We start from the raw sequence: 15,004 nt of genomic DNA on the forward strand, positions 1-15,004 counted from the left end.
TTCACGGCGTCTCCCGGATCTACCTAGAACACATTCGCAAAACACTGATACCTCTGTTCACCCACAACGTGCAAACACCACTGAGACACATTCTCACCGCCTCCCAATTCCAGCTATCGATAACCCCTATTCTCCTTCTCCCCCTCTGATCGATTCCTTACCCAGACGAGCCAACACGACACCAAATCCAGAAATACCCAGGGATCTCACCGACCTCTCTGCTTCCACGCAACCTGTTCCACGTACAAACGCCGATGGGCGACAACCATTGCGTCGTCTTCCAAGACCACCAATAGTGGACGGGAAGGCAAGTCTTTCCCCACCCGAATCACGTATTCCCCACACAACAGAGCCATCTCAAATACTCCCACCAGAACTTCCGGTTCACCCAGTGGTCTCTCCACACAAAAACAGAGAGCAGACACGCCGTCTCCCGCTCCCACCAGAACAAGGAAGCCCACCACGGGGTGAGACTGAACGGGCTTCACTGAGTAAATTCTTAGACCAACTCTCCTCAAACACTATTCCTGATCAGATCATCAAGCGGGGAGATCAGGCTCGGCAGCATCGACGTGGCGGAATCGCACCGTTAAAGGTATCTGGAGATAGTACAACAGCAGGAGCAAGATTATCTCATTCCGAACGATTAGAAAGACGCAACACCTTAGCAGAACGACTTAATCTTTCGAAAGAGGAAGTCAACGCTCAAATGCGGGCCTTTGACTCTTATCAAAGAAGTAGACAATCTGGCACAACAGAGGAACTCACACAATTAGCAAAGCAGTTAGGCCTTTCGGACGAGGAGGTTGCGGCTCAACGACAAGCCTTTGGAGCTCTTACCGAAACGAGAAATGATGCGAGAAGATTTACAATCCCAGAGGATTTTAAAGAACATACCGCACAAGAACAAAGTGCGTTTGTTCTTGACGCTAAAAGAAAAAATGATGATATAGTAGCTGGCGCACAACGACAAATAAATGTCCAGATAGAGAAATATATCCCACTCAACACACTTGTTTCCGAAAGTAGAGCCACCAAAGCAAATCGCAGAGTAGATGAAGTGGTCCAAAGAAATGGAAATGAGATAAATGAGGCGACAACACAAGCAGCCCATAGAATAATAACTTCTGAATTTTTTGCGGAAGATAGCGTGCATAACGATAATAATCCTAATGCTTCAAGTCGTCGAAACCATCTAGAGATACTAAGTGGAGCAGAGGAGAGAGCAAGAACTGTGATAGGAAATAGCGACAGAATAGATGACTGGATAGCCGGAGTAAATTTGTCTTCAACACAAAATGAACTACGACACTTACAAACCGCTCACAACGATGCTCATACAGAACTAGTAAAGAGGCAAGCAAGGGCAAATAGCACAATAGATGCCGCAGCGGGTATCAATGAACCACCCAGTTATTCTTAACTGGAATTCAGGGTATTTATATTCCATGCAAGCCGACAATAAGCCCAGCCAGGAGGTTGACAACCATAGCGATAGCGGTTAAGGTAGCATCTATGACCACCTTTCACCTGTAAGAGGTCTGAGGCCAGGGCTCAAGTCAGCTTAGATAAATTTTCTTACGAAAAAGAGGCATGAATGAAAGCAGCGTTGTATTCCTGGAAGGGAAAAATACAACACCATCCCATTCTGAGCGTAGGGATTGCACTCATCAGCGTGTTCGGCATTGCACTGATTGTGGTAATTATCTTAGGTTACTGGTTCGACTGGACCTGGACGGGTTTCGGGGCCTATACTCCGCCACCGGATCAAGCCAACCTGCAACCTGGGAAAACGCTATGGGATTGGCTCCAGCTACTCATTGTGCCGATTATGATTGCGCTCGGAGGCATCTGGTTCAATCAAATTCAAAAGAACAGAGAGCAGCGCAAAGCTCAGCTCCAGGCGGAGCTCGAACACGAACTGGCGGAGGATAATCAGCAAGAGGCGTTGTTACAAACCTACATCGATAAAATGTCCGACCTGCTGCTGGACGAAAATTTGCGTATCTCACGGCCAGAGGAAGAGGTGCGTAAAATCGCACGCGTGCGCACCTTGATGATCCTCACACGCCTGAATGGTACACGTAAAGGTAGCGTCCTACGCTTTTTGCACGAATCGGGTCTGATAGAAGGGGCACAACCAGTTATTCGTTTAAGCGGAGCCGATTTATCCCAGATCGACTTACGCGATGCAGATCTGCATCAAGCCAACCTGCGTGATGCCAACCTACGCCAGGCTATCCTGCCTGGATCTGACATGCGAGGAGCTATCCTCAGCAAAGTAAATCTGCAGGATGCAAACCTGCACGGGACCATCCTGAAGGGAGCCGACCTCAGCGCTGCCGACCTCCAGGGAGCCGATCTCAGTGTCGCCGATCTGCAAGGAGCTATCCTGCTTGGAACCGACCTGAGAAGAGCCATCGTATCTTCAGCTCAACTTGCCAGCGTCAAAACCTCCCAGGCCGTCATCACCGCGTAGGGTCCGACGCGGCAGATGGCAAAAAACGAAACACACTCGCAGCATATACATCTCTGGCAGTATCTACTTTAAGAGTATATAATAGGATAGGCACGTTTGATTTCAACTTTTATGATTGATCTCGTGCCTGGAGAAAATCCTATGAGCAGTGATTTCCCTACCTCTTTTGGTGCACTACTCCAGACATTTCGCAAACATCAGAAGATGAGCCAACAGCTACTGGCGGATAAGCTCAGTATGCAGAGTACGACGATCAGAGCCTGGGAACGTGGCGACCGCCTTCCAGATACGAAGGAGGTTGTGCTGGCTCTGGCACAGCACCTGCGCCTGGATAGCTATGATACGCGTCTGCTTATCGAAACGAGTTCGACAGGATTGGCTCCCTATTGGTATGTTCCCTATCCGCGCAATCCCTTTTTTACAGGACGCGTCGAAGAACTCGAGAACGTCTACTATCATCTTCATCACACCAGCGCAGTGGCAGGATGTCAATCGTATGTCATCAGTGGCCTGGGCGGTGTGGGCAAAACGCAATTGGCACTGGAATATGCTTATCGCTATGAGCTCAAATATCGCGCCATCTTTTGGATTGCGGCCGAGACCGCTGAGACCATTGATGGGAGCATTACAAATATCGCGGAACAATTGCATCTCCCCGAACGAGAAGAACATGATCGTCAAAAATTGATCCAGGCGGTCCTGCGCTGGCTGACCACCTATGGAGATTGGTTGCTCATCTGTGACAACGTAGAAGATCTTTTTCTGATCCAATCGCTCCTGACGCATGCGCGGCACGGCGCTATCTTGATGACTACACGCCTACATGCCGTCAACAACGTCGCACATACGCTTCAGCTACCGCCGCTCACCCACGAAGAAGGTATCCTTTTTCTGCTCCACCGGGCCAAACTATGGGATACCACCGCTCAGGGAGACATCCTCGCTCCTGAACTCCAGGTCCTGGCGGGGACGCTGGTTACGATGATGGGAGGATTACCACTGGCACTCGATCAAGCTGGAGCCTATATCGAGATCACACGCTGCCGCATCTCCGATTATATTTCGATGTACCAGAACCACCAGTTACAACTGCTCAATGATCGCTCGGAAATGATGAATCATCCACACTCGGTCGCCACCACGATCCTGTTCTCATTCCAGAAATTAATGGAGGCCAATCCAGAGGCTGCGGATATCCTGCGCATCTGCGCTTTTCTGGCTTCCGAGGCGATTCCAGAGGATCTCTTTACCCATGGAGCCTCCTTTCTGGGCTCCGTCCTCGAAAAAACTACCACCGATATCTATCGCTTCAATCGAGCGCTTGGCGAAGCCTTACAGTCGTCCCTGCTACATCGACAACCACAACAAGCGACCCTCTCAATCCATCGCCTTGTCCAGGTAATCCTCAAAGCCACAATGGACGAGCCCACGCGAGCGCTCTGGGCCGCACGAGCAGCCTGGGCGGTGGCTGCTAGCGTCTCTGCGTTGCAATATACCTTCAGGATCGATATCGATGATCGATACCTGCCGCACGCGCATGCGATACTCTACGTCGATCAGCCGCCCAGGACGCTGGAGGAGCAGGCTCCTCTCATACCCATCTGGCACTACCTTGGAGTCCAGGCCGAGCAATACAATCAATTTCCTGAAGCCAGACACGCCTTTGAACAGGGACTTGCAATGGCTTCGCGTGCACAGCATCCGCTCGAAGCTTCTTTCCTGGTGCGCCTGGGGCATGTCGTGAGCGATCTCAACGATAATGTACAGGGACTGGCTTATCTGGAACAAGGAACAACCATCGCCAGACATTCACACAACGAAAACATCCTGAGTATTGCCCTGCTGCATCAAGGTCAGATTCACGATGACCTTGGTCACTATCAACAGGCAGAAAACTTTTATAAGGAGGGCGTTGCGATCACACAACGCACCCAGGATTGGGGTATGGCAAGCGCTTTTTTACAGGATTTAGGGCTACAGATGCTACGTCGTGGTTATTATGAGCAAGCAGACTCATATTATCAACAGGGTCTGGCATACGCCAAACAAAGCCAGCAACAGTTTCGTCAAAGTGCTCTCCTCATGAATATCGGCATGCTCGCCATCCATCAACATCAATATGAGCAGGCCCTGACATTATCATTGGAAAGTCTCGCTATTGCTCAGCGTATACACGACCGCGCGCGCATCTGCTCCGTCACCCAAAATCTAGGCATCATCTATCGCTTACTTGAGCAACCACAACAAGCACAAGCCTACCTGGACAAAAGCCTGAGCCTGGCTCATGAGATACAAAATACCTGGCTCATCACCGAAGGACAAGGTGAGTATGGCCGCTTTTTTCTATCACAAACACGGATTGAAGAGGCAAAAAAACAATTTGAGCTCATGCTTGCAGGCGCAAGGCAGTTAAAAGCCCCCGAGCTGATAGCACATGCACTCTTTGGTCTGGCACAGGTAGCTGCCAGGCAAAACAATTGGGACGACGCCAGAGAGATAGCCAACGAGAGCCACATGCTTTTTTTGCGTCTCGACAATGTCGAACATCAGAATGTCACCGACTGGTTCGCACGAACATTTCCCGAATCCCAAACGACCACAAGAATCGACTCGTTTTCGTAACTCGTACGAGCCAGCAGGATCTCGGCGCACCACGCTGGCCTGCCTGATCATACGTGGAGTGGGACATCGTACGCAAGCGTCCGACGCTACGAGGTCTTTGCTTCGCTCGACCTCTTAAGGCCATTTTTTCCACTATTATATGCGAAGAAGACCTGCGTTCTCTTGTCATAAAGATTTTTCGGTGCTATACTCTTAATAGATATATGACTTGAAGTTATATAATATGAGAACACTTCTCCTCGGATGTAGTGAGAACCTTTTTCGCGAGGCAGAGCAAAGAGGAAAAATGATGGGACAGATCACAGTTAAAACGGAAGCAGTACTTCACGCACAACCAGAAGATGTTTACGCGACGATCGCGGACTATCATCAAGGACATCCCAACATTATCCCGCCAGGAAATATCTATGATTTGCAGGTTGAGCAGGGCGGTTATGGTGCGGGGACGATTATCCGTTTCAAATCGCGCCTTTTTGGCGTAGAACAATCCTTTCATCATCTCGTAAGTGAGCCAGAGCCAGGCAGGGTGTTGCGGGAAGATGAGATTGACGCCGCGCAGAAAGAGAGCAATCTTTTTACTGTGACTCCTCTGGAAGATGGACAGAAGTCGCGCGTCGAGATTGCTGTGATGATGGATGCCAGCCCCGGCCTCAAAGGCTTTGTCGAACGTATTCTCGTTCCAATGGGCATGCCAGGTGTGCTGCGCAAGGAACTCAAGCTCCTGGAAGCTGTTGCGCGGCAGAGAGCCAGCAGACAATAGTAGGTCACTTTTTGATACGTTCGTACAAAACCATCCGACTTTGCCACAAGGATACATTATCAAGGCAAAACCGGACTTGACTTTTTGCGCGTAATTCCATAGGATTAAACATAATATATACTGTCAGGGATACATGAGGGAAGCCCGGTGGAAATCCGGCACTGTCGCGCAACTGTAAATATGCTCCAGAGAGTGTAAAGTCAGGTCGCTCATGATCCTTGTTGGGCCAGGAACCTTCGCGTAAAAGGATACCAGACCAGCCTACACCCATCGATACAGATCGTACACCTGGTATAAACGCGGATTGAAGACTTGTCGATCTTTCTTTATCTCAGGAGGTACGTCTTGCCGCGCAATATTGTGCATCGCCCCGATGGCAAACTTGTTAACGTTGTACGTAAGCAGGGTCATCTCTTCGTCTGCGTCACCGGCTGCTGCTGCGGAGATACCAGTCGGAAATACGCTCCGGTGCCCCGGGATCTCTATCATAACGAGTGGGAGAGGCGCAAGCTTCGTAACAAAGTCCACATGACCAATAGCGGCTGCCTCGGTCCCTGTCCGCTCGCTAACGTCGCACTGTTGATCTTCGACGCACATCACATCTGGTTTCACTCGATCAATAGCGAGGCGCAAGTAGTAGCAATCTACGATTATATCGACCAGATGCTGGAACTCAATTCATATCTCCCCCCTCCACCAGAGCTGGTCGCCTACACATTCACGGCCTTTACCTGGGATGGTCATCAACAAAGCTCGGAACAGACACAGCAGCGCCTACCAACCGCAGCTACCGCATCCACACAGGACGCTCGACCAGCGATCCTCTTTCTCTCGCACGCCGATACTGATCTGCTCACCCTGCGCACAGTCACAGCTCAACTCCCCGAGGAGTATCCAGAGATACGGATCGCCAATCCGGCAGCGCTACAAACGCAGGAGGACGTTGATACCTTCCTGCATTTTATGCTGCCACAGGTGGAGATCGTGATCGTGCGCCTGCTGGGAGGTCGCTCCAGCTTCGCCTATGGCATGGAGCGCTTGATGGATTGGGCGCAAAAAGAGGAGAAATGGCTTGTCTGCCTGCCTGGCACCGAGACACTTGATCCCGAGCTGATGGCGACTTCGACGGTTGGCGTACCTGTCGCTCACGAAGTGCTGGCCTATCTCCAATCTGGCGGAGCCGTCAACTATGAGAACTGCCTGAACTTTCTCTGCGACCATCTACTCACTACCGGCTTTGGCTTTCACCCACCGTTGCCGCAGCCCGGCCATGGCGTCTATTATCCGGGCTGGCAGGATGTGACGCCGGAGAAGCTCCACGCCAGGCGTCAGCCACAACGTCCCACGATTGGTATCCTCTTTTATCGGGCGCACTATCTCTCTGGCAACACCGAGTTCGTCGACACGATGGTCCAGGAGATCGAGGCCGCTGGCGCGAATGCCCTCCCGGTCTTTACCAACTCGCTCAAAGAGACGGCTCATGCCGATACGTCATTTCCGCTGGCCCTGACCTATTTTGTCGATCAGGATCATACAACGCAGGTAGATGCCGTTATCACGACGATGAGTTTCTCTCTGGGGCAGACCACCGGAGACGATCATACCAATTGGGACGCATCAAGCTTCTCCACGCTCAACGTGCCAGTGCTCCAGGCCATCGCCGCCAGCAATAGCCGTGGACAGTGGGAGATCTCGTCGCGTGGCATGACTCCTCTGGATACCGCGATGAATGTGGCCTTGCCCGAATTTGATGGTCGCATTATAACGGTTCCGGTCTCCTTTAAAGAGGCCATTGAAGAGGAGCTTCCTATCGCCAAACAGCGTGGACAAAAAGCGGCACTCCCTCTATCACGGGTGACGCGCTATCGCGCCGATACCGAACGCGTCCAGCGCGTGATCGGACAGGCTCTGCGCCTGGCAAATCTGCGCCGAAAATCCAATGCGGAGAAACGGATCGCCATCGTCCTCACCAACTCACCAGCCAAAGCGGCCCGCATTGGGAACGCGGTCGGCCTGGACGCACCCGCCTCCCTGATCCACCTGCTGCACGCGCTCCGCCTGGATGGTTACTTGGTTGAGGATATTCCAGAGCACGGCGATGACCTGATCCACGCCCTGATTGATCGCTGCTCCTACGATACTGAGCTCCTGACAGAAGAACAATTGGCGCAGGCGGAGGGGAGCATCTCGGCTGAGGCTTACGGACAAGCTTTCGGGTCGATTCCACAGAAAGATCAAGCTGAGATCCAGGAGCGTTGGGGGAAGGCACCCGGCGAGGCGTATGTCCACAACGATGCGATCGCCTTCGCTGGCCTGACCTTCGGCAACGTCTTCGTCGCGCTCCAGCCGCCGCGTGGCTATGGCATGGACCCGAATGCCATCTATCACACTCCAGATCTCCCGCCAACGCATCATTACTACGCCTTCTATCACTGGCTACGCGCCGAGAGTGGATGGCATACCGATGCGATCGTACATCTGGGCAAGCATGGCACAATCGAGTGGCTTCCCGGCAAAAGCGTTGGACTCTCCCAGAGCTGCTATCCAGATCTGCTCCTCGACAACATCCCGGTAATCTATCCCTTCATCATCAACAATCCAGGAGAAGGAGCACAGGCCAAACGTCGCGCACACGCCGTGATTATTGATCATCTGATCCCGCCGATGACCAGCGCCGGCGCCTACGGCGCACTGGCGGAGCTGGCAATGATGGTCGATGAATATTATCAGCTTGAGGGACTTGATCCCAGCAAGCTGCCTGCGCTCCAACGGCAGATATGGGAGAAGATTCTTTCGGCTCATCTGGATGAGGATCTGAAGACGATGATGCAGATAGATCATGGCGACCATATCCACGAATGGGATGAGCAGGTCAACGAGGATGGCACTCCGGCAACCCTGAGCGAGATGCGCGGCAAAGATTTCGCGCATCTACTGGAAGATATCGATGGCTACCTCTGCGAATTGACTGGCGCTCAGATTCGCAATGGCTTGCATATCCTGGGCAACCTGCCGAACGACGAGAAACTTACAGATCTGCTATTCAGCCTCTGCCGCCTGCCCAATATCGAGATACCAGGCATCCGCGACGCTCTGGCGCAAGCCAGCGGGATACGTCTCTCAAGCCTGCTGGACACTCCTGGACGACATCTGACTCAGGGCGAGCAGACACTTTTATCCTGGCTGCTCCCTTTCCACGATCAGAAGGAGAACTTCGGCGGGACGTTTATCAGCGCCGCAGACGCGCTGGCCGCGCTGGAAAACTGCTGCCGCCATCTATTATCCGAGATCCAGGCACAGCAATACGAACAGCAATGCGTGGCAGCATGCATCACCACCCTGAACTGTCCCGGCGATACCGCCGCCATCGCGCAGGTACTCTCTTTTATCTGCGAGCAAGTCATTCCACGCTTACAGCAAGTCGATCACGAGATCACGCACATACTCAAAGCCCTCAGAGGTGAATATATCCCGGCCGGTCCCAGCGGCTCGCCAACGCGAGGCATGGTCCATATCCTGCCCACAGGACGCAATTTTTATGGCTTAGATCCACGCGCCATTCCCAGTCAGGCCGCCTGGGAGGTGGGTGTCCAGCTGGCCGACGCGTTAATCGCTCGTCAGCTTAAAGAGACAGGACACTATCCAGCCAGCGTCGGGATCAGCGTCTGGGGCACCAGCGCGCTACGCACTCAGGGCGATGATATCGCACAGATATTCGCTCTGATGGGAGTACGTCCACTGTGGCACGCCGAAAATCGACGCATCGCCGGCATCGAAGTGATCCCACTGCACGAGTTGGGTCGACCACGCATCGACGTCGTCTCACGCATCTCCGGCTTCTTTCGCGATGCCTTCCCACACATCATCAATCTGCTCGATGAAGCCGTCCATCTCGTCGCCGACCTGGATGAGCCTCTGGAGCAAAATTATGTTAAGCAGCATATTCAGGCCGACATCGAGCACTCCCGCGCCGCCGGTCATGATGAACAGCTCAGTCAGGAAACGGCTCACTATCGCATCTTCGGCTCCAAACCCGGCGCCTATGGAGCCGGGATCTTACCTCTGATCGACGAGCGCAACTGGCACGATGCCACCGATTTTGCCGAGGCCTATGTCAATTGGGGCGGCTATGCATATACGCGTCAGTCCTTTGGTCAGGATGCTCGTCCGGCATTCCGCACCACGCTGGCACGTGTCACCGTGGCGACTAAAAATCAGGATAATCGCGAGCACGACATCTTTGACTCGGATGACTATCTGCAATTTCATGGCGGCATGATTGCGACGATCCAGGCACTGACAGGCAAGCATCCGACGCGCTACATCGGGGATACGGCTGATCCACAGCATATCCGTGTCCGCGACCTCCAGGAAGAAGCCTTGCGCGCCTTCCGCTCACGCGTCGTCAATCCCAAATGGCTGGCCTCGATGCGCGAACATGGCTATAAAGGTGGCCTGGAGTTGTCCGCGACGATGGATTATCTCTTTGGCTACGACGCCACATCCGATATCGTCACCGATTGGATGTACGAACGGGTCGCGCAGACGTATGTCCTGGAGTCAGAAACGCAGGATTTTTTACGCGCCAGCAATCCCTGGGCCTTACGCGATATTACGACGCGCCTCTTTGAAGCTAATCAACGCGGCCTCTGGAAAGAAGCTGATGCCAATACCCTCGCAGCCCTGCGCGATGTACTCCTGCAGGCCGAAGCCGATATCGAGCAGCGCAACGAGTGAGGTCTGATTGGCTAGAGTTTCCAGACCATAGCATTACTGGCTTCGACCTCAGTAGCGGCCACGAAGATGCCAAGCTGTCCCTGACTATAGGCGCTATTATTTGTGGCTGCCACCGGCTTATGATTGATGTAGAGATTGATTGTACTGCCTTTGGCTGTCACCGCAATGATGTTCGTTTGATTGAGACCAGTCTTGATGGCAGTACTCGATCCACCCAGTATTTGTGAGGCATTATTGCCTTGTATCGTGTTAAAGACATATGCAGACTTCTGCGTATCGATAAAGAATGTATAGCCTGCTGCATTCGTTTGATTAAATCTGAACGCAATTCCTTCTATGCTCCCCTGGACATTTTTCACACTGATGGAATAGGTAAAGTCGCTGAGGAAGAGATTCTTTGCCTCAGGATTGCAGATAATACCTCCTGTAGCTGTCGCCTTGACATCGTAAGCTCCTGCCGCGAAGCCACAACTCCCGGTACTTAAGGTCGTGACGTCCCACTGCGCCCCTTTACTATTGTCCTTCAGGGGATCATTTAATAGCGTTGTTCCCAGATACGGCGGATAAGGATTTGATACGGCGGCAGCTGTGACCATCACAGAATTGGTACTGGTAGAACTTCCTGTAGATGATGAAACACTTTCACATCCACTAAGGATGCACAAGAGAATGACAGCCATAAGCATAAGAAAAGTGTTGCCTTGATTGCCGGTAAGACGCATGTTTTTTTCTCACTTTCTCGCACTGCCTGATCTTATGGACTACTTCACAACCGAAACATCATCCAGCGCGGGGCCGCAGGTGGATGATGTCAGGCTCAGAAAACTTAAATGGGTAGTCGTGCCTGTGGCGCGAACGCGATAACTATGATATTGCCAGGCCATGGAGTACATATCATGACCGGCAGTATCAAATGATAGGCTGGCAATTGGATTTGCATTCCACCATACCTGCATCTTTGTAACCACGGCCGGCTGGCAGAATGGGTTGCCCGAGATGGCAAAGGAAAGTGTATAGTCAATTCCGGCCCGGGTGGATAGGCTCTGATCAATCGCTCCTGGATCAGGACCGCTGAGGAGCAGCGATTGAGCATCGTGGGCAGGCACCCAGAAGGTTCCAACCAGAGAAACGCTGCCCGTAGCCACGGTCCAATTGCCGATGGATCGCCCACTATTGAATTGATCAATCGCATCCAGCACGATCACAGGCGTCTCAAAATCACCATCATCGACAAGATTTGTGGCACTCTGGCTGCGATCGCCTACGACCAACTGCGTGAGCGTCGGCAGCAGGATAAGTATCCCGACGAGAAGCACACATAAGGCTGTGATCAGGAGACGGCGAGTCCATTGAAGCGGAACGGTGAGCCTGAATATCTGCCAGGATGAAGTTTTGATCTGGAAGAGGGCACGCACCAGTTCTATCAAAAAGGCCACAGCTAATATGCAGACGATCCCCCAATTCATGTCAAATACGAGCGCGGTCCTGAACTTATAATCACTGATCACCATGCTACCGACGATCATTACGCATCCTGCGATAAACGCCCCAAAGAGTCCATCCACCATTCTTGCCGGGCGCGGGGGCAGGATGATAATGGTGGCAATCACAACTTGTACCAGTGCCGCGAGCAGAAATGGATTGGTTCCGACGGTGAACAGTAATGGACCAACCAGGATGGCATCACCACCTTCACCAACAGCGGTCGACGCTTCAAAGGGTCTCAGATGGATGAGGAGCAAGAATCCACAAAAGAGCACGCTCCCAATAAGCGCAATCAGCGCCGCAAAGCGTAGATGGAATGGACGAGATATCTCTGTTTCATCCACGTGATCAAAGCTTGCCCATTGAAATCTTCTTTTCTTCAAGCCTTTTTTATACCAGAAGCAGGAGAGGAGAGGTAAGGTCCACAGGCTGGCAAAGGCGAGGAAAATGTAATACCTCTGTAGATAGAGAATGGCAAAATTTTGAATGGTTTGACGCCAGAACCAATAAAAGCTAGTCGCAGTAGGAGCCTGGAGCACGGGATTCGATAGATCAGCCAGGGTAAACCCATACAATTGCAGAAACCCTTCCGTCTGGAGCAGTATCTGCGAGAAAAGCGTGAGACAAACAGCCAGGAACAGGCCAGCCCCGACCAGATACAACGTCATAACGCATTTTACCCACTTTTCATTGACGACTTCAAACCATAGAGCGGCAGATAGAGCCAGCCATTTACAAAAATAGCATAAACCGATAAGCAAAAGCAGCGCACAGGGCGCAAAATAAAAAACGATCAGACGCCAATCGCTGATAAGAAACGATGCGGCCACAGGCGTAAAGTAGAGCGAAATAACAAATCCTACGATGATGCCTGTCGCCAGGAAGAGACCAAATCTGCCCGCCGCAGGTTCTTTCTGATGGCGTATACCCGCGATGAGGACAGCTCTCCAGAGCATCTGCCCAACCAGGAACGCAAGAAGGACACAAACAATGATAGTGCCAGGATCGGGATATGTAGCCTGATCAACGGCATCGATCCGCCAGCTTGAAAGCAGCTCATTAATCCTGGCAAATATATCGTAAATAATAGGAAAGGCGATCCCAAAGACAATACCTATGGCAAATGCATCCCACCATTTCAGCGCGAAGATCTGCCCCGGGTCTTCAACATTGAGCCTTCTTTCTTCATGGGTAGGATAGCTAGCAAGGATGCCTTTCCGTGGCCCGGTCTCAGCTATCAGCTCCTGTAGGAGTTCAGCGTCTTCTCCTTCAGGCGCCTCTCCCCATTCTGCCGCCTGAGCATCGGCCGATAATTCACGCGAACGCAACACCGAGGCGCGAATGAGATAAACCAGTAGTGCCATGACGGCAACGCGCCAGATACCGTTCACAGCAAAATCGGAGCCTCCCCCAGGTGACTGCCAGCAGATAATGATCAAGAAAAAGACATAGGGAAGCAGAGCAACACAGCAGAAAACATACCATACGAAGCGAGTAAAGTAGGTTTTATTGATATCTCTGTTATAGAGATGCGACAATTCATGTCGTATGGCAACTCGAAATTTTTTTAGCCTCCTCTCTTTTATCAGAGGCGTATCGGTGGCGTTATATTGAAGCATGTGCACATACTTTTCAGGGATAAAAAGGGAGTATCTTCTCAACCGACCAAAGATGAACGGGTTGTCCTGTATCATGACATTCCAGACATAGAGCAAGTGGCTCTCAGGTAAACCGGGCAAAAGCTGTCTACGCAGGTCGGCTAATATACTAATGATTTCGGGATCTGTGTCGTCTGGTAAGGGCTTGAGGTGTTCACTACGGCATCTCCACCAGGGCCAAAACCAGTAGATGAGAAAGGTCACTCCAAACAGCACTATTTCTCCAAGCAGTAGGATTTGGAACATCTGAAGATATGGTGCGCTGCATTGAGCTGCCAGTTTCTGCGTGTCATTGATGTTTGCCGTAAAACCTGAGATGAAACTATTCACACAATTTAAATAGCCAGCATTAAAAGGCCAACTGACAATGATGGCACGAAAAATGTACAGGCTAGAACCGCTGATCGCAAAGATAAGCAAGGTAAAACGATGATCAACATCCGTTGTAAATGCCCTTAGTTTGGGTCGAGGAGAAGGTGTTAACAGCTCTGATGGTAGATTCATAGCTCTTGTTCCTCTTCCGTCTCTTCCGTTTTGCCAGTGCCCAATATTTTTTCAAGTACATCAGCGATCTGATGCGCCTTTTCATCATTGACCAGATGAGCTCTGGCAGTTGTATAGGCGTCCTGATGTATTTTTGACAACCTGGATGGTGACACATCGGTGTCAGATACAGGAACTTGTCCGCGTATACTCCTTTTCAAGCGGTGCCAGAGCGAGTTTGAATTCCGCTCACGGGCATCAATAGCCAGTTGCCTTTGCGCTTTTTCTGCGATCAGAAAGATAATCGGGGTCAGCAGTTCAGGCTCTTTTTTCGGTCCAAGGCCCATCAATCTGCTATTGCCGGTCCGCATCTGATGCACACTCTTAGGGTTTTCCTTGTACTCTTCCTCGAAATTGCCAAATTGGAAACGTTCCTTTGGGACTACTTCTGTCGCGATCTTACGCGCAAGACTCTCCACCGACTCGAACTCTTGTGTGCTTTCAGTATCGCCCGCTCGACGGAAAGAGCTCCCTTGTCCGGATGAGGTAGAAGCAGTATCAAATCCTGTATCTTTTGTATGTCGCTTTTCTCTTGCCATTTTTCTCTATCCGCCTAATTATATACGCCTAGTCATATAATCATGAAAATCTGAGATGATATGATAGTATGATGATGCAATGATCTTTTAACGATAGTCTGAATGCGTAAATATACTACCATAAATATATAGAAACACGCAGATCTAAACTATTATCTATAGAAGAGACGAAGATACTCAC

At 51.3% G+C, this 15,004-nt stretch carries 8 protein-coding genes and 1 riboswitch; of the genes, 5 read left to right on the forward strand and 3 right to left on the reverse strand.

What is annotated here, in order from left to right:
• The first annotated feature begins 709 nt into the window (after nt 1-709).
• The 5 genes from AC27N8_RS05085 to cobN all read left to right on the forward strand — a co-directional run bounded on the left by AC27N8_RS05085 (nt 710) and on the right by cobN (nt 10,598).
• Nucleotides 710-1,423, forward strand: coding sequence for a hypothetical protein (locus AC27N8_RS05085; RefSeq protein ID WP_487064605.1), 714 nt, complete (start codon nt 710-712; stop codon nt 1,421-1,423).
• A gap of 174 nt (nt 1,424-1,597) precedes the next feature.
• Nucleotides 1,598-2,479: a pentapeptide repeat-containing protein gene (locus tag AC27N8_RS05090; protein WP_487064607.1), complete on the forward strand. Its 882-nt coding sequence runs from the start codon at nt 1,598-1,600 to the stop codon at nt 2,477-2,479.
• Nucleotides 2,480-2,620: 141 nt separating this feature from the next.
• Entirely contained in the window at nt 2,621-5,101 is a 2,481-nt protein-coding gene (locus AC27N8_RS05095) for a tetratricopeptide repeat protein (protein WP_487064609.1), read from the forward strand.
• Between the two features lie 286 nt (nt 5,102-5,387).
• The gene (locus tag AC27N8_RS05100) at nt 5,388-5,861 is read left to right on the forward strand and encodes an SRPBCC family protein (RefSeq protein ID WP_487064611.1); all 474 of its coding nucleotides are present in this window, start codon (nt 5,388-5,390) and stop codon (nt 5,859-5,861) included.
• 111 nt (nt 5,862-5,972) lie between these two features.
• A riboswitch (adenosylcobalamin (AdoCbl) riboswitch) is annotated at nt 5,973-6,121 on the forward strand.
• An 85-nt stretch (nt 6,122-6,206) separates the two neighbouring features.
• Nucleotides 6,207-10,598, forward strand: a complete 4,392-nt coding sequence (cobN, locus tag AC27N8_RS05105) for a cobaltochelatase subunit CobN (RefSeq protein ID WP_487064613.1) — start codon at nt 6,207-6,209, stop codon at nt 10,596-10,598.
• A gap of 11 nt (nt 10,599-10,609) precedes the next feature.
• Here the strand turns inward: cobN and AC27N8_RS05110 are convergent, their stop codons facing one another.
• From AC27N8_RS05110 to AC27N8_RS05120, 3 genes are read right to left on the reverse strand one after another with little or no spacing between them, the layout of a single operon-like run.
• Entirely contained in the window at nt 10,610-11,320 is a 711-nt protein-coding gene (locus AC27N8_RS05110; RefSeq protein ID WP_487064614.1) for a hypothetical protein, read from the reverse strand.
• A gap of 39 nt (nt 11,321-11,359) precedes the next feature.
• Nucleotides 11,360-14,245: a DUF642 domain-containing protein gene (locus AC27N8_RS05115; RefSeq protein ID WP_487064616.1), complete on the reverse strand. Its 2,886-nt coding sequence runs from the start codon at nt 14,243-14,245 to the stop codon at nt 11,360-11,362.
• A complete protein-coding gene (locus tag AC27N8_RS05120; RefSeq protein WP_487064618.1) occupies nt 14,242-14,823 on the reverse strand; it encodes a hypothetical protein in 582 nt (193 codons plus the stop codon). Before AC27N8_RS05120 ends, AC27N8_RS05115 begins: the two co-directional genes overlap by 4 nt.
• Nucleotides 14,824-15,004: the final 181 nt, after the last annotated feature.

This window comes from Dictyobacter sp. Z7_2, assembly GCF_057551105.1.

Excerpts from the sequence above, each read along its gene's own strand:
- AC27N8_RS05085 (WP_487064605.1), top strand. The coding sequence starts at position 710 with ATGCGGGCCTTTGACTCTTATCAAAGAAGTAGACAATCTGGCACAACA.
- AC27N8_RS05090 (WP_487064607.1), top strand. The coding sequence starts at position 1,598 with ATGAAAGCAGCGTTGTATTCCTGGAAGGGAAAAATACAACACCATCCC.
- AC27N8_RS05095 (WP_487064609.1), top strand. The coding sequence starts at position 2,621 with ATGAGCAGTGATTTCCCTACCTCTTTTGGTGCACTACTCCAGACATTT.
- AC27N8_RS05100 (WP_487064611.1), top strand. The coding sequence starts at position 5,388 with ATGATGGGACAGATCACAGTTAAAACGGAAGCAGTACTTCACGCACAA.
- AC27N8_RS05110 (WP_487064614.1), bottom strand. The coding sequence starts at position 11,320 with ATGCGTCTTACCGGCAATCAAGGCAACACTTTTCTTATGCTTATGGCT.
- AC27N8_RS05115 (WP_487064616.1), bottom strand. The coding sequence starts at position 14,245 with ATGAATCTACCATCAGAGCTGTTAACACCTTCTCCTCGACCCAAACTA.
- AC27N8_RS05120 (WP_487064618.1), bottom strand. The coding sequence starts at position 14,823 with ATGGCAAGAGAAAAGCGACATACAAAAGATACAGGATTTGATACTGCT.